At 44.8% G+C, this 20,060-nt stretch carries 21 protein-coding genes and 1 tRNA gene; 18 read left to right on the top strand and 4 right to left on the bottom strand.

Translation table 11 applies throughout. From position 1 onward, the window contains the following. Window positions 1-16 precede the first annotated feature (16 nt). Genes AC59GT_RS11490 through AC59GT_RS11465 form a run of 6 tightly spaced genes read left to right on the top strand, consistent with a single transcriptional unit; the run spans window position 17 to window position 3,500 of the window. Entirely contained in the window at window positions 17-370 is a 354-nt protein-coding gene (locus tag AC59GT_RS11490; RefSeq protein ID WP_117383724.1) for a cytochrome C oxidase subunit IV family protein, read from the top strand. Next, a complete protein-coding gene (locus tag AC59GT_RS11485) occupies window positions 363-1,061 on the top strand; it encodes an SCO family protein (RefSeq protein WP_497237760.1) in 699 nt (232 codons plus the stop codon). Before AC59GT_RS11490 ends, AC59GT_RS11485 begins: the two co-directional genes overlap by 8 nt. A gap of 41 nt (window positions 1,062-1,102) precedes the next feature. Further along, window positions 1,103-1,678 (top strand): DUF420 domain-containing protein, encoded by a 576-nt coding sequence (locus tag AC59GT_RS11480; protein WP_497237759.1) that lies wholly within the window; start codon window positions 1,103-1,105, stop codon window positions 1,676-1,678. Window positions 1,679-1,688: 10 nt separating this feature from the next. Then, window positions 1,689-1,964 (top strand): hypothetical protein, encoded by a 276-nt coding sequence (locus AC59GT_RS11475; protein ID WP_497237758.1) that lies wholly within the window; start codon window positions 1,689-1,691, stop codon window positions 1,962-1,964. A 34-nt stretch (window positions 1,965-1,998) separates the two neighbouring features. After that, window positions 1,999-2,661 carry a DUF2461 domain-containing protein gene (locus AC59GT_RS11470; RefSeq protein WP_497237757.1) on the top strand — a complete coding sequence of 221 codons (663 nt, stop codon included), beginning with the start codon at window positions 1,999-2,001 and terminating at the stop codon, window positions 2,659-2,661. A gap of 11 nt (window positions 2,662-2,672) precedes the next feature. Beyond that, window positions 2,673-3,500 (top strand): OmpA/MotB family protein, encoded by an 828-nt coding sequence (locus AC59GT_RS11465; RefSeq protein WP_497237756.1) that lies wholly within the window; start codon window positions 2,673-2,675, stop codon window positions 3,498-3,500. A 6-nt stretch (window positions 3,501-3,506) separates the two neighbouring features. Here the strand turns inward: AC59GT_RS11465 and AC59GT_RS11460 are convergent, their stop codons facing one another. Continuing rightward, the gene (locus tag AC59GT_RS11460) at window positions 3,507-4,409 is read right to left on the bottom strand and encodes a hypothetical protein (RefSeq protein WP_497237755.1); all 903 of its coding nucleotides are present in this window, start codon (window positions 4,407-4,409) and stop codon (window positions 3,507-3,509) included. A 247-nt stretch (window positions 4,410-4,656) separates the two neighbouring features. Here AC59GT_RS11460 and AC59GT_RS11455 point away from each other — a divergent pair, with 247 nt between their 5' ends. Genes AC59GT_RS11455 through AC59GT_RS11435 form a run of 5 tightly spaced genes read left to right on the top strand, consistent with a single transcriptional unit; the run spans window position 4,657 to window position 8,491 of the window. Beyond that, the gene (locus AC59GT_RS11455; RefSeq protein ID WP_497237754.1) at window positions 4,657-5,298 is read left to right on the top strand and encodes an RNA polymerase sigma factor; all 642 of its coding nucleotides are present in this window, start codon (window positions 4,657-4,659) and stop codon (window positions 5,296-5,298) included. Further along, a complete protein-coding gene (locus AC59GT_RS11450) occupies window positions 5,295-6,524 on the top strand; it encodes a hypothetical protein (RefSeq protein WP_497237753.1) in 1,230 nt (409 codons plus the stop codon). Before AC59GT_RS11455 ends, AC59GT_RS11450 begins: the two co-directional genes overlap by 4 nt. Before the next feature lie 4 nt (window positions 6,525-6,528). After that, complete coding sequence (locus AC59GT_RS11445; protein ID WP_497237752.1) at window positions 6,529-7,071, top strand: YceI family protein; 543 nt, start codon at window positions 6,529-6,531, stop codon at window positions 7,069-7,071. A gap of 26 nt (window positions 7,072-7,097) precedes the next feature. Beyond that, window positions 7,098-8,048: a DUF5777 family beta-barrel protein gene (locus AC59GT_RS11440; protein ID WP_497237751.1), complete on the top strand. Its 951-nt coding sequence runs from the start codon at window positions 7,098-7,100 to the stop codon at window positions 8,046-8,048. Window positions 8,049-8,062: 14 nt separating this feature from the next. Then, window positions 8,063-8,491: a QcrA and Rieske domain-containing protein gene (locus AC59GT_RS11435; protein WP_117383735.1), complete on the top strand. Its 429-nt coding sequence runs from the start codon at window positions 8,063-8,065 to the stop codon at window positions 8,489-8,491. Between the two features lie 42 nt (window positions 8,492-8,533). On the opposite strand, the gene AC59GT_RS11430 is transcribed toward AC59GT_RS11435, so the two are convergent. Then, window positions 8,534-10,537, bottom strand: a complete 2,004-nt coding sequence (locus AC59GT_RS11430; protein WP_497237750.1) for a beta-L-arabinofuranosidase domain-containing protein — start codon at window positions 10,535-10,537, stop codon at window positions 8,534-8,536. A gap of 165 nt (window positions 10,538-10,702) precedes the next feature. On the opposite strand from AC59GT_RS11430, the gene AC59GT_RS11425 reads away from it, so the two are divergent. After that, a complete protein-coding gene (locus tag AC59GT_RS11425) occupies window positions 10,703-11,341 on the top strand; it encodes an START domain-containing protein (protein WP_117383737.1) in 639 nt (212 codons plus the stop codon). A 25-nt stretch (window positions 11,342-11,366) separates the two neighbouring features. On the opposite strand, the gene AC59GT_RS11420 is transcribed toward AC59GT_RS11425, so the two are convergent. Beyond that, a complete protein-coding gene (locus AC59GT_RS11420; protein ID WP_497237749.1) occupies window positions 11,367-12,971 on the bottom strand; it encodes a PAS domain-containing protein in 1,605 nt (534 codons plus the stop codon). Between the two features lie 168 nt (window positions 12,972-13,139). Here AC59GT_RS11420 and AC59GT_RS11415 point away from each other — a divergent pair, with 168 nt between their 5' ends. The 4 genes from AC59GT_RS11415 (at window position 13,140) to AC59GT_RS11400 (ending at window position 17,718) form a co-directional block, all read left to right on the top strand. Continuing rightward, entirely contained in the window at window positions 13,140-14,750 is a 1,611-nt protein-coding gene (locus tag AC59GT_RS11415; protein ID WP_497237748.1) for a GH35 family beta-galactosidase, read from the top strand. 397 nt (window positions 14,751-15,147) lie between these two features. After that, window positions 15,148-15,969, top strand: a complete 822-nt coding sequence (locus AC59GT_RS11410; RefSeq protein ID WP_497237747.1) for an alpha/beta fold hydrolase — start codon at window positions 15,148-15,150, stop codon at window positions 15,967-15,969. Window positions 15,970-16,279: 310 nt separating this feature from the next. Continuing rightward, window positions 16,280-17,098, top strand: coding sequence for an alpha/beta fold hydrolase (locus AC59GT_RS11405; protein ID WP_497237746.1), 819 nt, complete (start codon window positions 16,280-16,282; stop codon window positions 17,096-17,098). 2 nt (window positions 17,099-17,100) lie between these two features. Continuing rightward, the gene (locus tag AC59GT_RS11400) at window positions 17,101-17,718 is read left to right on the top strand and encodes a histidine kinase dimerization/phospho-acceptor domain-containing protein (protein WP_497237745.1); all 618 of its coding nucleotides are present in this window, start codon (window positions 17,101-17,103) and stop codon (window positions 17,716-17,718) included. Between the two features lie 180 nt (window positions 17,719-17,898). Here the strand turns inward: AC59GT_RS11400 and AC59GT_RS11395 are convergent. After that, window positions 17,899-17,972: transfer RNA gene (locus AC59GT_RS11395), tRNA-Met, on the bottom strand. Window positions 17,973-18,076: 104 nt separating this feature from the next. On the opposite strand from AC59GT_RS11395, the gene AC59GT_RS11390 reads away from it, so the two are divergent. Together AC59GT_RS11390 and AC59GT_RS11385 are read left to right on the top strand one after the other, a co-directional pair. Then, window positions 18,077-18,457, top strand: a complete 381-nt coding sequence (locus tag AC59GT_RS11390; protein ID WP_117383743.1) for an START-like domain-containing protein — start codon at window positions 18,077-18,079, stop codon at window positions 18,455-18,457. Window positions 18,458-18,548: 91 nt separating this feature from the next. Continuing rightward, window positions 18,549-19,973: an LptF/LptG family permease gene (locus AC59GT_RS11385; protein WP_497237744.1), complete on the top strand. Its 1,425-nt coding sequence runs from the start codon at window positions 18,549-18,551 to the stop codon at window positions 19,971-19,973. The last annotated feature ends 87 nt before the right edge of the window (window positions 19,974-20,060 follow it).

Below are 20,060 nucleotides of genomic sequence, written 5' to 3'. Positions count from 1 at the left end.
TCAACTGAACAAAGATATGTCAGCAGAAAAAACAGAAGTTCACCACGAAGAGCATGGCGAACACGAATCAATGACCAAAGGGAAGATCTGGAGAGTATTTTTTGTACTGTTGGGTATTACCGTTGTTGAATTCTTTATAGCATTGGTGTTGGTACCAAGAGGTGTACCGCAGCACATTGCTAACCCTATTTACATAATTTTAACGCTGTTAAAGGCGTTCTACATTGTTGCTTATTTCATGCACCTTAAATTTGAGAAGGTAGGTTTAATGCTCGCCATTATTGTTCCTATCCTTTTCATCATCGGGCTTATCCTGGTACTTACAAACGAAAGTCATTATTGGGTAGACCTTAAGATATTTAATGCGTAAGACAAGTCTTCCTAAAAAGATAGTAATCCTGGTAATGATTTTAGCATTACCGGGATTTTTATATTATTTACTAACCGCAAAGGGCAAAAACAGGTATAAACCGCTGCCTTTTTACGGACCTAAAGAGGTTGCAAAAACCGGCCATAAGTTTCACGGCAAGTACATTCCAGACACCATTTACCACAAGGTTGGCAACTTTAAGCTGACAGACCAAAATGGAGCTACCGTAACACCCGCAACTTTTGACAAGAAGATATTTGTAACCAGCTTTTTCTACACCGGCTGTGCTGATGTATGTAAAACGGTAAACACCAATCTCAGCGGCCTGGTGAAGAACTATCGTAATAACAAAATGGTAAACTTTATTACGGTAACTATTGATCCAGATCGTGACAATGTTGCTGCGCTAAAAGATTACGCATCGCAGTTTAAGGAAGCCGGCAAGTGGCTTTTTCTTACTGGCGATACTACAAACATCTACAACCTTTCGCGCAATGGCCTGCTTGTAAATGCTTTTAAAATGGCGGATGGCTCTTTCGCACTCGACGATAAACTAGTGCTGGTAGACGCAGAAAAGCGCATACGAGGGTATTACTCGGGTACGTCAACTACGGATATGGTTAAGCTAAGCGATGAGATAAAGGTGTTGATCTCTGAAGAGCTGCGCAAGGTAGACAAAGCCTTATATTAATATGTGCGGCCTTCGTCCTGCCGCTTACTTATCTTACTGTTATGACTGATAGATTCATCTTTCGTTTTGTAGCTGCCGTTACTGTCTTTGTAATTCTGGTGGTTATTGTACTTAACCGGCATTTGATACCTGGCCCGGAAACGCCACCTGCTTTTACACCTTACCTGCCCATGCTTAATGCCATACTTAATGGTACGTGCAGCATATTACTTGTTACATCGTTGTATTATATCATGCACGGTAATGTAAAGGTTCATAAAAGGCTTAACATTACCACGTTTATACTATCATCGCTATTCCTTGTATCATACATATTGTTTCATTACTTAATGCGGAGGGATACCCTTTACGGAGATGCTAATGGCGATGGCATTTTGTCCGCTGAAGAGCGTGCTGCTATAGGTGGCTTACGTACGCTTTACCTCAGCATACTTACCCCCCATATAATATTAGCGGCAGGAGTATTACCGTTGGTACTGCTAAGTTTTAACTACGGCCTTAAAATGCAGGTAGAAAGACATAAGAAACTGGTAAGATGGACGTTTCCAATATGGTTATTCGTTACAGTGTCAGGAGTAGTTGTATATTTGATGATCTCTCCTTATTACCACTTTTAATATCGGTAACATGAAAAAAATTCAATTAGTTCTGGTTGCGCTTTTATTTACAGTATTGTCGGCATCTACCATTGATGTTAAAGCGCAGTGCGCTGCCTGTACCGCATCGGTAGAATCAAGTGCGCAAAGCGGCAGTAAAACAACTAGCGGGTTAAATGCCGGCATCATGTTTTTGCTGGCAGCTCCTTATTTGGTGGTAGCTGCAGCGGGATATATTTGGTATACCAAATACCGCCGCAAAAACGTGGACCTGAACATTCGCCAGGAAAAGCTCAACTTAAATTAACAGCTACACCTTAGAATAATATTACAGAGCAGGGATGATAAACCCAACTACGCTTGAGTTTTTAAAAGATCTTGCGGAGAATAACGAACGTGATTGGTTCGAGAGCAACCGGCCGCGTTACGAAGATGCGCGCCAGAACCTGATTGCCTTCACCACGGATCTGCTTGCAAAAATACACAAGATTGACCCTGGTGTAAGCGAATCTCTTGATCCAAAAAAATGTGTGATGCGTATTTACCGCGACATTCGTTTTAGTAAAAATAAAACACCCTACAAAAACAACTTCGGAGTAAGCATTCCGTCGCATGGCTCCAAACTGGGCGGCGTGGAGTATTACCTGCAAATACAGCCCGGTAAAAGCTTTATTGCGGGTGGCTACTGGATGCCCGAAGCAGAGCATCTTAAAGCAATACGCCAAGAGATAGATTACAATGCTGCCGATCTCAAGAAGGTAATTGATGAACCTTCATTTGTAAAACTCTTCGGTGATTTCCGTAAGCAGGAACAATTAAAAACAACGCCGAAGGATTACACATCAGATAACGAGAATATAGATCTGCTTAAACTTAAAAGCTTTGTGGTGTTCCATCAGCTTAAAGACAAAGAAGTGATGAGTGCCAAAGCCGTTGACGAAGTTGCTGCGCTTTGTGCCAGAATATATCCGCTAAATGTATTTTTAAAGAACGCCATAAGTTAACCTTGCACCCCATGAAAATTAAGTACTTGTTGTTAGTTGCCGTTATAGCCACTTCGCTGCACTCTTGTGTGGTACTATCTCCAAAAAAGTATAAAGCGTTACTAGCCCAGCGCGATTCGCTGGCAACCCGCGCTGGTAGTCTTGATGAGGAGAGGGCCAAATTAATGGCCGACACCGCCAGGATGCACAGCGACCTTGCCGATTTAACAAACAACTACAATGCGCTTAATGGCAAGTATAATTCGCTGGACAAAAATTATAGTGCTACATCATCAAAGGTTACACAACTATCAGATGACCTGCAGAAGCGTGAAGCAAGGCTAAAAGAAGTTGAAGAGATTTTGCGCAAGCGCGACGAAGCTACCAACGCGCTTAAAGACAAGTTACAGAAAGCGTTGTTGGGCTTCCAGCAAAGCGGCCTTACGGTGGATATCCGCAACGGCAAGGTGTATGTATCTTTAACTGATAAGCTGCTTTTCCCATCAGGAAGTATTGTTATTGATGAAAAAGGCAAGCAGGCGTTGAAATCTCTCGCAGGTGTACTTAACAAAGAGGCCGACATCAACATAGCAGTGGAAGGCCATACCGATAACAAGAAGATTAAGAACCTGGGCCAGATTAAAGATAACTGGGACCTGAGCGTTTTACGTGCAACATCAGTAACCCGGTACTTAACCGAGGTTGAAAACGTAGACCCCAAGCGCCTTACTGCTACCGGTAAAAGCGAGTTCCAACCAATAGAGCAGGGCGAAACTGCCGATGCGCTGGCCAAGAACAGGCGCATAGAGATTGTGCTGACACCTAAGTTAGACGAGCTGTACAATCTGATCACCAAATAGGAATCGCTATTGAGCTATCCGGTGGTCGGCTTCGCCAATCAGCCGGATAACCTTTTCGTTATACCGTTGGTCCATCCAGTAAGAAAAGCCGGCACGCTCCGGCTTTTTAAAGTGCTTGCCCCAGTTACTTTGGCCGGCAAGCATGGTGTTTTGTAAGCCTTTTTGTTTGCACCAGGAAGATATCCGCATCAGGATGTTATCCAATTTATTGCCCGCCCTGTTGTCGAACATCCTTTCAACCCATAGTTTTAAAGCAGGGCTCCTTAACGGGGCTGCGGAAGAAACACGCATCAGCTTATTTGGCAGGTATAACCTTACCCAGGCATTTGCAGCATAGAATTTCTCGAAAGTAATATCTCCCTCCAGTGGAACAAGCATGTTTATAGCTACAGCTGTATGAAGGTTTTTCTCACTCAGTTCCAGCTCTTGTTCGTCTATGTAATAGTTGAACTGCAGGGCATTTTCCTGTTTGCGGAAAACGAATAACCTGTAGCAGTTCACAAGCATGCGGGCTATCCATAACCGGTTTTTAGATGTGATGATGAGCATATCGGCATCAGCACGCTCTTCCCATAAATTCTTATGAAAGGTGCCGGATACCCCAACGCCGCGCACAAAGGGCAGCCTGATCAAACACTTTGCCCGGGCACTTGCTTTAGTGATGAACTTACGCGCTGCCAGAGCTACCTTGGAACGTTCCGCGATTATTAGTGGGTCGTTCCGTAACGAATAAAACTTGTCTAGTTGGTAGATCCTTCTTTCGGTAACAAGATCATGAATAGCGCAACTCACATCTTCCTCACAATGTTTGTAAAACAAGAACCTGAATATCTCCTGCCGGGTGAGCGGATACTCGAACATATCGAAGTAGGCCAGGGTAGCTAATATATTTGTATTGATGCTGGACACGTTGTGGCAATTACAAGTTATGGTTGGTTTTATGACCTTACAACCATGACGGAGTGGTTAGCTTAATGGTTGCTTGTATGCCAAAGAAGAGTAAGGTATGGCATTCGGGATAATTTTACCGCCAAATAATCAACCACTTAGCAGTTTGCTGCTTTTTTTTAATTTTAAAAGGCAACCTTTAAAGTGCTGCCTTCGTGATGTAGGTATAAAAGGTTGAACTAAGCGTCACATCACAGCATTAACCCTTATGGGCGAAGAAGAGTTACACCATTTGATAACAGGTTGTATAAACCACGACAGAAAATGTCAGAAGATGCTTTATAAGGCATTTTATGGCTTTTCGATGGGGATATGCCTGCGGTATGCAAATAATCGTGAGGAGGCCGCTGAGGTAATGAACCAGGGTTTTTTTAAGGTGTTTACGCATCTGGAAAGGTTTGATACACAGCGGCCGTTTAAAGCCTGGCTTGGCCGCATTATGATGAATGTGTCTATAGACTATTACCGGGCCAACCTTAAGATGGCTTACACAGACGATCTTGATAAGGCCGAGCACCTGAGTGACGGCAAGCCGGTAGACCATAATCTGAATTATGAGGACCTGCTGAAAATGGTGCAGCAATTACCCCAAGCTTACCGTACGGTGTTTAACCTGTTTGCTATAGATGGGTACTCGCACGAGGAAATAGGAGAGATGCTGAACATCAGCTCCGGTACATCAAAATCAAACCTGCATAAAGCACGGCATAAGCTAAAGCAGATGATCCTCAAATCGGAGGAGAGTGCAAAGAACAACAATTACGACAGAGGCATGGATTATAACTCCATAGTGGCCATTTGCGCTGCGGATGTTAAGGCTTCTTTCTTTACAAACGGTTTCAGAAAATGAACGAGGAGCAGGATCATATAGATAAACTATTCAGGAGCCGGTTGGAAGACCCGGGCGACCACCTGGCCTTTAATGATGCCGATTGGGATAGCCTTGAAGGAATGCTGGACAAAGGCAAAAAGCGTAAAATACTCTGGTGGCCAATCATCAGTGCCGTTGCTGCCTTGTTGCTGCTGTTTTTCGGATGGATGTTGTTTAAACCGCAAACAAATAACCAAACCGAAAACAAACCGGATCAAAGCCAGGTGGCAGTTAAGCCGAAACAGCAGTCAGTACCTGCTACTGCCGATACTGTGAACAAAGTTGCGGGTACTTCATTTACCAGTCCAGTTGCTGCGAAAAATGAAGAAGATTCCAAGAATCGCAGTGGCTCACGAACTACATCACCCGAGGTGATATACATACCGGTGATCCCGCCATCAGCCAGAGATTCGAAAAGAGCAGATACCTTACAACAGGTAGTGGCTAGTGCTTCTGGTACCATTGGCAACACCATACAGCAGGATACTACACCGCCAACAGCAGTGGCAAGTACAACTGCAGCATCACAAGTAGCTGCTGCAGATATTACTAAACCTGTAGCAGTAAAGAGCTCCGCTGTAAAGGTTAGAAAAGCTGCCGGAATACGGCCGCAGTTTGCGCTGGGTGTCATAGCCTCATCAGATATAAACGGCGTAAACTCATTGGCACAGAATAAAGTAGGCAGCAACTTTGGTGTATCGTTCTCTGTAACCGTTAAGAAGCTGACATTCACTACCGGTGCAGTTTACGCGATAAAACCATACGCTACCAGCTTCAGCAATTATAATAGCAACTCGGGGTATATGTTTCCGGAGAACCCGTTAGACGTTGTAGCAGATTGCCGCATGCTTGATATCCCGTTGAACGTGAGCTACCAGGTATATAAAGGCGGCCGCAACAAGTTTGCGCTAGGGACGGGCTTATCCTCGTACGTAATGCTGCATGAAAACTACAAATATACCTATGCATCGGGAAGTGGTGCCGGCCCGGCTAACTATGTAGTGCCAAATCCGCAAAGCTACCTCATGAGTGCGGTTAATTTCAACGCTACCTTCGAGCGGCAGCTGAGTCCTAAGTTTAGCCTGAGCGTGCAGCCTTACTTGAAAGTACCACTAAAAGCGGTAGGTTACAGCCAGGTGAACCTGCATACCACCGGTGTTGCCGTCGGCTTCAACTGGAACATAAATTCTTTTACAAAACCCTAGTAGTATGAAGTACATAGCTTTCATTTTACTCACCTGGTTAAGTTTAAACCAGGTGGGGCAGGACCTCTATGCCTGTAAAAACGCGAAGATCAGCCTGTTTTCAAGCGCACCGCTGGAGGATATACAGGCATCAACAAACACCGGTACATCGGTATACAACGCCGGCACCGGAGACCTCGCCTTTAGCGTAAACATCCGCTCGTTCAAGTTCCCGAAGTCGCTTATGCAGGAGCACTTTAACGAGAATTACATAGAGAGCGACAAGTATCCGCGAGCCACTTTCAAAGGCAAGGTGAACGAGAAGGTTGACGTAAGCAAGAATGGTACGTACCCAGTTACCGCTACCGGAGACCTTACCGTGCATGGCGTTACGCAAACCCGCACCATCCCCGGAACCATAACCGTAAATAATGGTACACTGAGCATGACATCAGAGTTTATGGTGAAGTGTGTTGACCACAAAATAGATATACCCACACTGGTATTTAAACACATAGCCGAAACAATAAAGATGAACGTTTTGGCAACTTATACCCCTGCAAAATAGTAACTAAAAACCCCCACACAACTCTTATGAAAAAGCTGATTTTATTTGCAGCTGCAGCCCTTGTCAGTACCGCCCTTAGGGCACAAACCAATCCTGCCACCGGTAAAACAGCTGCCGACTCGCTGCTGAGCAGTATGGAAGGTACCGAAAAGGCCGAACCTGTTATTGCCACGTTCAAGTCTACCAGGCTGATACTCGGCGCCACTACAGAGACCGTAAAAAAGAAGAACCTTAACTTTCTGGTGATACACCGCTTTGGCGACATCGGCGGATCACAAGGCGGAGGCAAAACCCTGTTCGGTTTAGATAATTCCAGCGACATCTACATTGGCTTTGAGTACGGCCTTACCGATAACCTGGACATTGACTTTGGCCGCAGTAAGTTTAACCAGCAGGTTGATCTGGGGCTAAAATATGCCATGCTCCACCAAACATCAGATAACAGCATGCCCTTCGCGGTTACACTGCTGGGCAAGGCGGGCATAAAAGCCTATAACGACAATGCCGCTTTCCCTACTTTCGAAGACAGGCTGGCTTATGTTGCGCAGGCAATTATTGCACGTAAGTTCTCGTCAAAGTTCTCGTTGCAGGTAACGCCTACGTTTGTACGCAATAACTCTCCTTTCCCATTCCTTACCGGTAACGAAAACAACTTTTTTGCTATGGGGATTGCCGGCCGCCTGAAGGTGACTAAACGGATGGGCATCGTGGTAGACTACGCGCACCCGTTCTCCAAGTTCAGGGATAATGCCACCGGCGATAACCGCTTTTACGACCCGCTGGGTGTAGGTATAGAGATTGAGACCGGCGGCCACGTTTTCACGGTAATCTTCAGCAATGCCAAGGCCATTACAGAAAGCAGTTACCTGAGCGCGACCCAGAGCGATTGGGGCAAAGGGCAGTTCAGGCTGGGCTTTACCATATCAAGAATGTTCAGTTTCAACGGCAAGAAAAAGGAAGCATCAAACAAATATTAAACACAACAACAGTTATGGAAAGACAAGAATTTTTAGCAAAGTTTGGCCTGGGCCTGGCAGCGGTATGCGCCGGGTGCGGCATAGCATCATGCGGCAGCGGTGCAAAAAACAGCGATCCTACACCAACCCCGGGCAGCGGCGCGCTGTTTAGTGTGAACCTGGATAGTGAGTTACTCACAGTAGGCAGTCAAAAGGTTTCTAATGGAGTTATTATCGCCCGTATAGCAGCCGGCAACTCTGCCGATTCCTTTTCGGCGGTGCAGGTGGCTTGTACACACGAGGGTACGGCAATACAATACCATGGAGATCAGGGAATTTACATCTGCCCGCTGCACGGTTCCGAATTCAGCAAAACCGGCGCAGTGGTACAAGGGCCTGCAGTAGCCAGCCTTAAAAAATATAACGTTGCCATAAATGGCACTTCGCTTACTGTGTCGGCGTAATTGTTGGGGGAGAAGAGGCACCCTGGTATGGGGTGCCTCTGTTTATCTTACCTGGGGGAATTGTGAAATGCGCAGCCGTGTACAGCCGTAAGGTACCAGTATAATGTCGTCAGGCTGCTCGGCATCAGAACCCCATATGAAGGTATAAGGGATAGGCCCTGCCATATCGTTATACAACTTCCATGATGGTATGCGCCTCCCTTTGGTCTTAATAGTTATCGGCGCGCTCTGCAGGTTCCATGGGTATGATGATACGGCCGATGTTTCTACCTTATAGTTCTCCTCAAGTTTGTTGTCCGGCTGATCGATGAGGGCGTAGTTCCATGGCGTAGTAGGGCGTATCTCGTCATAGCTACTGCCGTAATCTATCGGGTCTTTCGTGTTGGTTACGCGGGTAACCTCTTCGCCAATCTTCAGCGCATACACCAGCGGACCACGTTCTATCGACACTGAATTTTCGTACCAGTTGTTCTTGCTGATGTGCATAGGCAGGGTAAGCTCTAACACGTCGCCGTTATGCCATTCGCGGCCCAGCTTCACAATCTCGCCTGCGGTAGCCTGCTGCATTACTTTGCCGTTTATTTTGATGGATGCATTATTGCACCATTTAGGCACGCGTAAATGAAACGGAAAGATGAGTTGTTTGGCTTTCCCCAGGTTCATGGTAAACTTCACCCTTTCGCCGAAAGGGTAATTGGTCTCTTCCTTCAGGCTGATCTCTTTTCCATCAGCAACTAAAGCTTTTACTTCACTTGGCGAGTAAAGCAACGCAGCAATACCTTTATCAGCGGTAGCGTAAAAGAGGTTTTGCGTGAATTTAGGCCAGCCCTGATGCATGTTAGATGTGCAGCAAGGGTAACCTGTAAGCAAGCCATAGCAAACATCGGTACCGCTGTGGTTTACATCAAAGTTGCGGGTTTGGCGGGTGAGCATTACCTGGTTGGCTTGCTGAAAATACTGGCGGTCCACAAAATCGTCAGACACCTGTGTAGGCAGGGCATTAAAGGCAATGCGCTCCAGCTTATCGGCATAGTTTACATCGCCGGTCACGGCCAGTGTGCTTTCAAGCGTAAACATCATCTCCACAGCGGTACACAGTTCGGCGCCCTGCGTGGGGTTATTGCCGTGCAACGATTCGTCCCCGCCAAACAGGCCGTGCGCCATATCGTCGTACTTACGCAGGTCGGTATGTGCTTTAACGGTAGCATCCAGATATTTTTGTTCGGGGTGCTGCTGGTAGTATATCACGGGCTCTTTCATACCCTGCGCCAGGTTCACTCCGTGTATGCTGCCGTCGGTAGAAAGCAGCGGCGTGTTCAGGAACGCATCAGTAAAATCATAGGTTTGCTTGTGCAGCAGGTCTGCCAGTTGCAGCAGGAATTTGTCGCCCGTTATATTGTATAGCCAATATACTACCATCAGGTTATCGCCCGCGCGGTACCTCGCCCAAAAAGTATACTTATCCAGCGGTACAGATGGTAACTCCTTCAACTGGAATTTGAAGTAATTGGTCATCAGGTTTATTACCCTTTTATCCCCCGTAGCAGAGTAGTATTGCTTCAATATTTTAAGCATTACCATTTTGGGCCACCAGTCGCGCGTGTTATCGCGTTGTATGCCCGGCTCGTCACCGTAATCTTTAGCAGGTCCAAAGTAGCCATCGGGCTGCTGGCTTTTTATGCTCCACTCTACCCAGGGCTTTACTTTTGCTATCAGTTCTTTATCGTCCAGTATATATGCCAGCGGCAGCAGGCCGTCTACCCAGTACGGGCCGCGTTCCCATTGGTCGCCGTCGCCACCAAGCCAGCCATTGCGCCTGCCCATTACAATGGGGTACAGCTTATCCAGGTTACCTGTAGCACCATTCTTTTGGCGAATGAGCATTTCGCGCAGCCAGCCCTGTGGCTTTATAGCTCCCAACGGCAGTTCTATATAAGGGTTCTGGCGCAGCGGTGCGCGGTTGTTAAGGTAAGTGCCGGTTTGCGCAAGTGCCAGGTTTACCATAAAGGCAAATGCCACAACAAAAGGTATAAACTTTAATTTCATAGAGGCTTACAGATGGTTAACAAACTTAATTAATGCCTTCCTTATTTTTAGTTTTTGCTTAATTATAGTTGTGTATTACCTTAGCAAGTGCATAATAATGTCATAATAGCTGCGGGGAAATTAAGATTAAACGGGATGTTATAGTTTTGTTGCAGATAATTTCAGATGTATAAATATTTATTAGGGTTATTGCTGCTGTTTTTAGCCAATAACGTTTCCGCGCAATATAACTGGACGCTCAAGTCCGACAAGGATGGTGTTAAGGTGTACACCAGTTTGGTTACAGGGTCTAAAATAAAGGCGGTGAAAGTTGAGTGTGATGTAAATGCCAGGGCATCGCAGTTGGTAAGGGTATTACTGGATGTTAAGCACTGCCCCGAGTGGGTTTACAAAACCAAGTCTTGCAGCCTGGTAAAACAGGTGTCCCCTTCGGAGCTTTACTATTATTCGGAAATTAATGTGCCCTGGCCGGCAACCAACCGTGATTTCGTTGCGCACTTAACTGTTAGCCAAAATCCGGATACTAAGGTGGTAACTGTAGATGGGCCCGCAGTTCCCGGTATGGTTCCTGTTAAAGATGATGCGGTAAGAATATCATCCTCTAAAGGCTTATGGGTGATAACTCCGCTGGATAAAAGCAAAGTGCACATAAACTATACTCTTCAGGTTGATCCGGGAGGTAATATACCGGCCTGGTTAATAAATTTGTTTGCAGCTGAAGGGCCAATGCGCAGCTTTGAAGGCTTAAAGGCTCAACTTAAAAAAACCGAAAAAGAAGAGGGCGTTGCTTTTATAAAAGACTGATAAAAGCACGGGTTATTGTTCGCCGTTACTCCAGTATGCTTTTAGTCGTACTTTCTGTAATTTTCAGGATCACATCATTCAACTCATTGGCTGATTGTTTAAGGTATTCTTGAATCTCTTCCCGTTCGGCGTGTTCCTGGGCCGAATCCAACAAACTTACAAGGCCCATTATACGGGCTAGCGGAGCCCTCACCAGGTGCGATTGCATCCACGATATATCCCTGAAAACTTTGTTTTGCTGCTCAATTTTACGGGTGTAGTTTTTTCGGTTGCTTATATTTTGCCCGGTCACGCAAACACCGCAAATTTGGTCGTCCTCGTACACGGGGCTTAAAGTGTATTGCATCCAAAGGTCATCTGCGCCTGCTTTTGGGTAATTGCGGTCGTACTGTATTATGGCACCCTTTAAAACCTGTGCAATACTGTCTTTAAAGTAGCTTACACGCCCGGGCTCCAGTATGTCAAATATGTTTATGCCTGTTTTAAAATCGGAAGTGAAGGAATTTAATTTGATGTATTCCTCGCCTTTTTTATTGAATGCTTTTATATTACTCTCGGCATCCAGCAGTAGAAAACCTTCCGTTGCGCTATCAAATATAGCCCGTAAGTTGTTTTCTGATTCCCTAAGCTTGGCTGTTGCCAGTGCGAGTCCCCGTTCATTTCTTACTTTTTCGGTTATATCAGTTGCCAGTACCAGTCTTACTTTACGGCCGTCAAGTACAATTAGGCTGCTTTCTATTCTTACATTTATCTCAGTACCATCTTTTTTGATGTGATCTGCCCGATCATTATAGAAGTTGCCGGTAGCGGCGTTTTGCCTTACTATTTGTTCTAAAGCCAATACCTTGTCAACTGGTCGCAACTGCCTGATCGTCATCGACATAAATTCTTTGGTGCTATATCCGTAATGTCTCACTGCAGCCTCGTTCACATCTAAAAACCGCAGGGTCTCGGTATCAAATAGCCACATGGGCAAAGGGCTGAGCTGAAAGATATTTTTATATCGTTCCTGCAGGTAGTCTTTAGACTCAATCGTGTTTTGCAAGCCTCTAAAAATACGCTCGATGAGCAGTACAATAACAATGCTCAGGAAAGGAAGGTTAGAGCTGAAAGCTATCCATTGTCCGGGAGAGTAAACACCAATAAGGGCACAATCAAAAGCCTTGAAAGTTATAATTAATGCAAAGGCAAGCAACGTAACTGTATTGAAGAAAATAGACCAGTAAGCATAACGTGTTTTAAAAAGCAAAGCCATTAAAATAGTGATGACAAACAGGTAGAATACGCCAGGCCCAACATACCCAAGTGTGTTGATGAGGCAAACGGCTAATAGATAAAAGACGGTAATAATGATGATTTTGCGCGTCCGAAAAGATAATTTGTTAGAGTAGGTAGCGAAGGCTACTCCTAAAAGGGCAAGCAGATCTATAACAGCTACAAAAGTATAGCCGTCTTTTAAAGCCATAAAAACACCCGGAACAACGGCTATAAAACTTACCGGCAGGCAGTACACCAAAAAGTTAAGAAAAAGCTTGTTTTGCCAAAAACGGAGATCCGACTCCTGGCGGTTGAAGTGTATGGATAGCCTGCTTTTTAAAGCACGTTCGTAAGCCGGCCACCATATTTTCATGTAGGAAAGGGTTTAGTTTAGTGGTGTTATACGCAAAGTAGCTTATTTAGTTTGAAGAACACCTTTAAAGATGCACTTTATACGTGTTATAAATAAAAATAAATGGGAAAGGTGATAAATGTACAACAGACAGTATATTGCAGAATCAATAGATATTACCTGTGCTTTATGAAAATTACAAGAAATTTACTGCTGGGGCTTTACCTGATTATTTCCGGACTAAACAGCCTGGCGCAAACAGCGGCTGTGCCGTCGCTGATTCATAAAAATGGGAGGCATGCTCTGCTGGTAGATGGAAAACCCTTCCTGATGCTTGGCGGCCAGGCGCACAACTCCAGCGCGTGGCCGGGCATGATGCCGCAGGTTTGGCAGGCTGCAAAGCTGCTTCATCTAAATACCCTGGAAGTGCCATTATATTGGGAGCAGATAGAGCCTGCGCCGGGCAAGTTTGATTTTTCTGTAGTGGATACGCTGATAAAACAAGCAAGGGTACATAAAGTAAGATTGGTATTCCTGTGGTTTGGTACCTGGAAAAATGGCAGCAATCATTACATGCCGGAATGGATGAAACAGGATGCAACCAGGTATCCCAATGTTGTTGGTAAGAAGAACAACCCTATAGATTCGCCGTCGCCGCATGCAATAGCTACTTTAGATGCTGATATGAAAGCGTTTTCAGCTGTAATGCGCTACCTTAAAAAAGCCGACGCAGCGCGCACTGTGATAATGGTGCAGGTAGAGAATGAGCCTGGCACCTGGGACAGCGTGCGCGATTATTCCCCCGTAGCACAGCAACTGTTTGAGCAGCAGGTGCCCGCCGCATTGCTAACACCCGAAGTACTAAAACAACTTAATACAGACTTAAATGCGAAAGGTACCTGGAAGCAGGTGTTTGGCGATCGTGCCGATGAGTATTTCCACGCATGGTCGGTAGCTTCTTTTATTGGTAAGGTTGCTGCAGCAGGCAAAGCCGAATACCCATTGCCATTGTATGTGAACGCCGCCCTGCGCGATCCGTTAACAAACCCTATGGCCAACACCTACGAAAGTGGGGGTCCTACAGATAATGTAATTGCTATATGGAAAGCAGCGGCACCAGCCATTGACCTGTTGGCACCTGATATATACCTGAGCGGAAGCGAACGGGTGCTTAAAGTTATGGAACTATACAGCCGGCCCGACAACGCGCTGTTTGTACCAGAGGCCGGCCTGCTGCCGGAGAATGCCAAATACTTGTACGATGTGATTGCTAAAGGCGGCATTGGATTTTCACCATTCGGGATAGATGCTAACGGACAAACCGCCGCTATCGCTAAAGTTGCGGAACGCTTATCGGTTTACGGCCGCGAATATGAGGTTGCCGCTACAATGATGCGCGAACTGGCGCAGTGGGCGTTTGAAGGAAAGATAAAAGCCGTGGTAGAACACGATGACCATGCCGAACAAAATATTGACCTTGGCGACTGGACCGCGGTAGTCACGTTCGGGCAGCAAAGCGTAGGAAGGTTTCAGCCTAACGAGAAACCCTTTGGTGCACTAATGGTGGTGCAACTTGCCAAAGACAAATTTTTGCTGAACGGTACCCTTACCCATGTTACTTTTAAACCAGCAGGAAGCAATACGGCAAAAGCCTGGCAGTACCTTAAAGTAGAGGAGGGCACGTACCAGAACGGGGTGTTTAAACCGTTGCGCATCCTCAACGGAGACGAGACAGATTCCGGCGGACCAAACTTTGGCGCCGAGCCTAAAGTGCTAATGGTTACTTTGGTAAAAAGGTGAAAAAACGTTCGCTAAATTGCACTTTGCAAAACCAGTAGTAATTGGTGCAGCAACTGATTTTTACCTGCCCGGGCACGTTTAAAAAAATGTGGTTTTTGCAGATTTTTAAAGCGAAAACCGCCTTCACATATTCAAAAACCCATAAAATGGCAAAAGTCAGTTTATGATTATTTCGCCAGTGTTAAATTTTCGTGAGCTGGTAAAACAACCAAAATTTATTTACTAGTTTTGGGTTTCGACCAGGCTTCGGTCCTTCGTTTTTTATTTTACTTGGCGGCAGTTTAGGCCACGTTTAAGGACCTTTGATGGAGTAATAAAGTAATTTATACCTGCCATTACTCTATGCAAGCGGTGTTGCATTTCCACTTTTTAATTCACTACCATAATCAGAAAACAGATGAGCAAAATTACAGTAAAAGACGGAACTGAGATTTATTACAAGGATTGGGGAACCGGGCAACCACTTGTATTTCACCACGGTTGGCCACTATCCGGCGACGATTGGGACACCCAGATGATGTTCTTCCTGGAGAAAGGATACAGGGTTATCGCTCATGACCGCAGAGGTCATGGCAGGTCAAGCCAGACCGATAAAGGTCATGATATGGACACTTACGCAGCAGATGTTGCCGAACTAACCCAAGCACTTGACCTTAAAGATGCTGTCCACATCGGGCACTCTACAGGTGGCGGAGAGGTAATACGCTATGTTGCAAAACATGGCACGGGCCGTGTCGCTAAAGCAGTATTGATAAGCGCTGTTACGCCACTTATGGTACAAACAGAAAACAACCCTGACGGTATTCCAATGGCTGTTTTTGACGAGATACGCGAGAATACAGCGACTCAGAGAACCCAGTACTTTAAAGACTTTACCATGCCCTTTTACGGTTATAACCGTGAGGGCGCGAAGGTATCTGAAGGTGTTAGGGAGAATTGGTGGCGCCAGGGCCTAATGGGCGCAATAAAAGCTCATTACGACTGTATAAAGGCGTTTTCTGAAACTGACTTTACCGAAGATCTTAAGAGTGTAGACGTGCCGGTATTAGTGCTGCACGGCGAGGACGATCAGATAGTACCGTTTGCAAATACCGGTGCAAATGCTGTTAAGCTTCTTAAAAACGGTAAGTTAATCTCTTATCCGGGGTTCCCGCATGGTATGCCAACAACCGAAGCAGCAACCATTAACAAAGATTTGCTGGAGTTCATTCAGTCATAATACTGCTTAACTGAATAAAGGCGGCGGGCATTATGTCAGCTGCCTTTTTCATATTGCCAACTCTAGAAAGGTGGGTAAACACGTATTAGAGCAAACATGCTACAGTTTATAAGAAAGGTTCCCCTCTACAGCTATCTTGCTGCACGGAGCTGATTGCAAAATTTAAAACTGTCAGTATGAAACTGATTATCAATAACCACGTTAGTGATAAATGACTACTTTGTCGTGTGTGTAAAACGCTGCAAAGATTTTTGCAGTTTGAAACAAAAGGCAACTATTTGCCGTAAGCGCCCGAAGTTATATTAAATCGATGAGTATAATTAACGTGTTAGAAAGGAACAACGTGCGGGTCATCGGCAGCGGGGAAGAAACGCTTGTTTTTGCTCATGGATATGGCTGCGATCAAAACGTATGGCGTCATCTTATTAAAGCTTTCCACTTTGATTACAAATGTGTGGTTTTTGATTATGTGGGTGCAGGGGCATCAGATAAAGAAGCCTACGATAAAGCCAAATATCAATCATTAGACGGCTATGCGCAGGATGTGTTGGATATATTTGAGGCTTTGGGGCTCACCAATGCAATTTTTGTTGGCCACTCGGTAAGTTGTATGATAGGTGTACGAGCGGCAATATTGCAGCCGCGTTACTTTAGTAAGCTAATATTAGTTACGCCCTCTCCCAGCTATATTAATGATGGAGATTACCAGGGAGGAATGGAAAGGGGCGACCTGATGGATTTGCTTGCTATCATGGATAGCAATTATCTTGGATGGTCGAGTATGATAGCTCCTATGGTAATGGGCAACGCTGATAAACCTGAATTGACAGAAGAGCTTACCACAACTTTTTGTTCCAATGACCCCGCCATTGCCCGTGAGTTTGCCCGGGTTACGTTCCTGTCAGATAGTCGCGCCGATTTGGAGAAACTTACCGTTGCCAGCCTTACGCTGCAATGTACCAACGATATGTTAGTGCCCCCTGCAATAGCCCAATATATACAGGAGCGTACTACGAATAACTCTTTAGTTGTTCTGAAAGCCACAGGGCATTGCCCTCACTTAAGTGCTCCGGATGAAACTGTACAAGCAATTCGTGGTTATATAGGTGTTCCGATTATGGAAAACTGAGTATGAACGTTTCTGCAGTTTATGAAGAGCTATATGAAAACGCCGCTTGCGGTTTGATAATCTTCCGGCTTGACGGAAGCATTCTACATGCAAATAATACGTTGTTAACGTGGTTAAGCATTAATGCTGATGAAATAAAGACTAAAAACTTTCCTGACCTTTTGTTTAAAGGTGGTAAATTATATTACAATTTGTTTGTTCATCCTATCCTTCAGATGCATGAAAGGATAAACGAAATCAGCTTTGAAATGCAAACGGCTGACAGCAGCTTTCCAATGTTGTTCAGTGCTGTTGCCCATCATCTAAATAATGGTGACGAACGAATCATTAGCGGCACTATTTTTAAAATAGCTGATAGGAAAAAATATGAAGCGCAGTTGATGATAGAAAAAGAACAGTTTAAAACAGATAACGAGGCCAAAGCTGAAGCATTAACAACTATTGCTTTCAAGCAGGCCCACCTTATTCGAGCCCCTTTAGCAAATATAATGGGGTTGTTAGGGCTACTTGAGAAGAATTCTCAACTCGACAACGATACGAAACAGCTTTTAGACATGTTAACTCAAAGCGCGCACAACCTGGATGCGGTGGTAAAGGATATTGTTGACCTGTCAAATTGAAATACCGGAAAATCAAAAACTTGTAATTCAAGCAACAAAATATATTCTTACTACCACTTTCATATATAAGAATAGCCTGATAACAGCTGAATTAGTGCTAGTGTGGAGGAAAATACTCAATATAGTCGTACTTCATAAAAAAGCCTGTTACATGAAGATGTAACAGGCTGATCTTAAGTGTAGCGGGGAGCAGGATCGAACTGCCGACCTTAGGGTTATGAATCCTACGCTCTAACCATCTGAGCTACCCCGCCAGGTTGATGGTCCGAAAAAGGTTTGCAAATATAGCAGAAATTCGTTTTCTTTAGAAAAAATGTTAACATTTACGCCCTGACTAGTTGCCAACTATAAACCCACAATGCCAGAAAAGAAAAAATTCAATATAGAATACGAGATAAAATCTTCTCCAAGGATACTTTATAGCTTCCTGAGCGAAGCTAACGGACTGAGCCAATGGTTTGCTGATGATGTTACCGTTCGGGACCAAACTTACACCTTTACCTGGGACGACGAAAAGCAGGTTGCCAAGCTGATAGCCATTAAAGAAAATAAGTTAATACGTTTTAAGTGGGTAGATGATGAACCGCAAACCTATTTCGAGATGGAGATTGTTCAGGATGAGCTTACCAATGATGTGGCCTTAAGCGTAACCGACTATGCGACTGAAGATACCCTTACCGAACGTAAGCAGATTTGGGACAACCAGATAGATTACCTAATTAGCGTGTTAGGCGCCTAACTCGGCTTAAAACTCTATTTTTGCGCTACTTGTACAATAAGCAATACTTAATTATAGTTATGCTTACGCGAGTATTGCGCAATTTCAGGTAATGAAGAAAATACATCTTTTGCTGCTAAAATCATTTATCAGGCCCTTCGTGGTAACCTTAGTGATAGTGATGTTTGTGCTGCTGATGTTGTTTCTGTTCAAATACATCGATGATCTTATAGGCAAGGGTTTCCAGTGGTATATCATCCTGGAGCTGATGATGTATAACTCTGCCACAAACGTGGCAATGGCCCTTCCGCTCTCCGTCCTGTTATCCTCTATCATGACGTATGGTAGCTTGGGCGAAAACTACGAACTGGTGGCTATTAAGTCTGCTGGTATTTCACTTCGACGGGCCATGTACCCCATGATAATTGTAGTTGTATTGTTAAGCATTGCCGCATTTGCCTTTTCGGACTGGATGTTGCCCCGTGCCAACCTGAAATATTACTCGCTATTATACGATGTGCGCAAGCAGAAGTCGGGTAATTTGCTGCCGGAAAACGTGTTCAGCAATCGTTTCCCCGGCTATTCCATCCGGGTAAAGAAAAAAGACCCGGACGGCCAGACACTTTATGGCATTATGATATATGAGCGTGGTGCTCTACAGATTAACCACATTGTCACCTTTGCTAAGTCCGGATTAATGTACCGCTCAAAAGATGACCTTTATCTTATTTTAAAACTTAAAGATGGCGTAAGGTATGAAGAAACTCCAAGTCAGAATAACTATTTGCAACGGCAAAAACTTACCCGTTTCAGGTTTAAAGAAACTGAACAACGGTTTGATCTTTCCGAGTTTAACATAAAAAGAACTGATGAGAATGAGTTTAGGAGCGCATCAATGATGATGAACCTTAAGCAGATTGATCATTATGTAGATTCAGCCAGCCATACCGTAGATAGTACAGTTAATACAAACTTCCAGCTAATTAAACCCTACTTTAAGTACTACACCATACCGGCAAAACCCACAACTGCAGGTTTAAAGGCTGCACCTGCCAATGTAAGTAAGCTAAATGGTTTTAACGATCAGTTGAATGCGCTAAATAACGCAGCAAGCGAGGTACGGCAGGTACAGGATATGTTGCGCAACCGTACCGACAACTACAAGGACGCAACTAAAAACATCCGAAGGTATATACTGGAGTATCAGAAGAAATTTACCCTTGGGGCTGCTTGCATTGTGTTGTTTTTAATAGGTGCCCCTCTTGGCGCCATCATCCGCAAAGGTGGGCTGGGTTTGCCTGTTGTAGTCTCCGTAGTATTCTTTCTTATTTATCATATTATTAATACCATCGGCGAAAAGTCGGCCAAGGAGGGCGACCTTTCGCCCCTGGCAGGCTCGTGGATGGCTATTGCTGTACTCTTTCCCATCGGTATTTTCCTGACGTATAAAGCAGCTACTGATTCTGCTTTGTTTGACACGGATCTTTATAAACGCTTCTTTAAAAAGCTGCGTATCCGTAAAAAACACGCGGTTTAACTTTACAAAATGCCGACCTTAATGCCGCAACTTACACGTAAATTTGTGTGTGCTGAAGGCTTATAGTTTTATAGCCTTACTAATTTT

It is taken from the genome of Mucilaginibacter sp. 320_HR (genome assembly GCF_059691875.1).
This window is presented reverse-complemented; position numbering and strand designations above follow the sequence as displayed.

Bases quoted from the DNA above. Each gene is read 5' to 3' on its own strand.
- AC59GT_RS11490 (WP_117383724.1), top strand. From the start codon at position 17: ATGTCAGCAGAAAAAACAGAAGTTCACCACGAAGAGCATGGCGAACAC.
- AC59GT_RS11485 (WP_497237760.1), top strand. From the start codon at position 363: ATGCGTAAGACAAGTCTTCCTAAAAAGATAGTAATCCTGGTAATGATT.
- AC59GT_RS11480 (WP_497237759.1), top strand. From the start codon at position 1,103: ATGACTGATAGATTCATCTTTCGTTTTGTAGCTGCCGTTACTGTCTTT.
- AC59GT_RS11475 (WP_497237758.1), top strand. From the start codon at position 1,689: ATGAAAAAAATTCAATTAGTTCTGGTTGCGCTTTTATTTACAGTATTG.
- AC59GT_RS11470 (WP_497237757.1), top strand. From the start codon at position 1,999: ATGATAAACCCAACTACGCTTGAGTTTTTAAAAGATCTTGCGGAGAAT.
- AC59GT_RS11465 (WP_497237756.1), top strand. From the start codon at position 2,673: ATGAAAATTAAGTACTTGTTGTTAGTTGCCGTTATAGCCACTTCGCTG.
- AC59GT_RS11455 (WP_497237754.1), top strand. From the start codon at position 4,657: ATGGGCGAAGAAGAGTTACACCATTTGATAACAGGTTGTATAAACCAC.
- AC59GT_RS11450 (WP_497237753.1), top strand. From the start codon at position 5,295: ATGAACGAGGAGCAGGATCATATAGATAAACTATTCAGGAGCCGGTTG.
- AC59GT_RS11445 (WP_497237752.1), top strand. From the start codon at position 6,529: ATGAAGTACATAGCTTTCATTTTACTCACCTGGTTAAGTTTAAACCAG.
- AC59GT_RS11440 (WP_497237751.1), top strand. From the start codon at position 7,098: ATGAAAAAGCTGATTTTATTTGCAGCTGCAGCCCTTGTCAGTACCGCC.
- AC59GT_RS11435 (WP_117383735.1), top strand. From the start codon at position 8,063: ATGGAAAGACAAGAATTTTTAGCAAAGTTTGGCCTGGGCCTGGCAGCG.
- AC59GT_RS11430 (WP_497237750.1), bottom strand. From the start codon at position 10,537: ATGAAATTAAAGTTTATACCTTTTGTTGTGGCATTTGCCTTTATGGTA.
- AC59GT_RS11425 (WP_117383737.1), top strand. From the start codon at position 10,703: ATGTATAAATATTTATTAGGGTTATTGCTGCTGTTTTTAGCCAATAAC.
- AC59GT_RS11420 (WP_497237749.1), bottom strand. From the start codon at position 12,971: ATGAAAATATGGTGGCCGGCTTACGAACGTGCTTTAAAAAGCAGGCTA.
- AC59GT_RS11415 (WP_497237748.1), top strand. From the start codon at position 13,140: ATGAAAATTACAAGAAATTTACTGCTGGGGCTTTACCTGATTATTTCC.
- AC59GT_RS11410 (WP_497237747.1), top strand. From the start codon at position 15,148: ATGAGCAAAATTACAGTAAAAGACGGAACTGAGATTTATTACAAGGAT.
- AC59GT_RS11405 (WP_497237746.1), top strand. From the start codon at position 16,280: ATGAGTATAATTAACGTGTTAGAAAGGAACAACGTGCGGGTCATCGGC.
- AC59GT_RS11400 (WP_497237745.1), top strand. From the start codon at position 17,101: ATGAACGTTTCTGCAGTTTATGAAGAGCTATATGAAAACGCCGCTTGC.
- AC59GT_RS11390 (WP_117383743.1), top strand. From the start codon at position 18,077: ATGCCAGAAAAGAAAAAATTCAATATAGAATACGAGATAAAATCTTCT.
- AC59GT_RS11385 (WP_497237744.1), top strand. From the start codon at position 18,549: ATGAAGAAAATACATCTTTTGCTGCTAAAATCATTTATCAGGCCCTTC.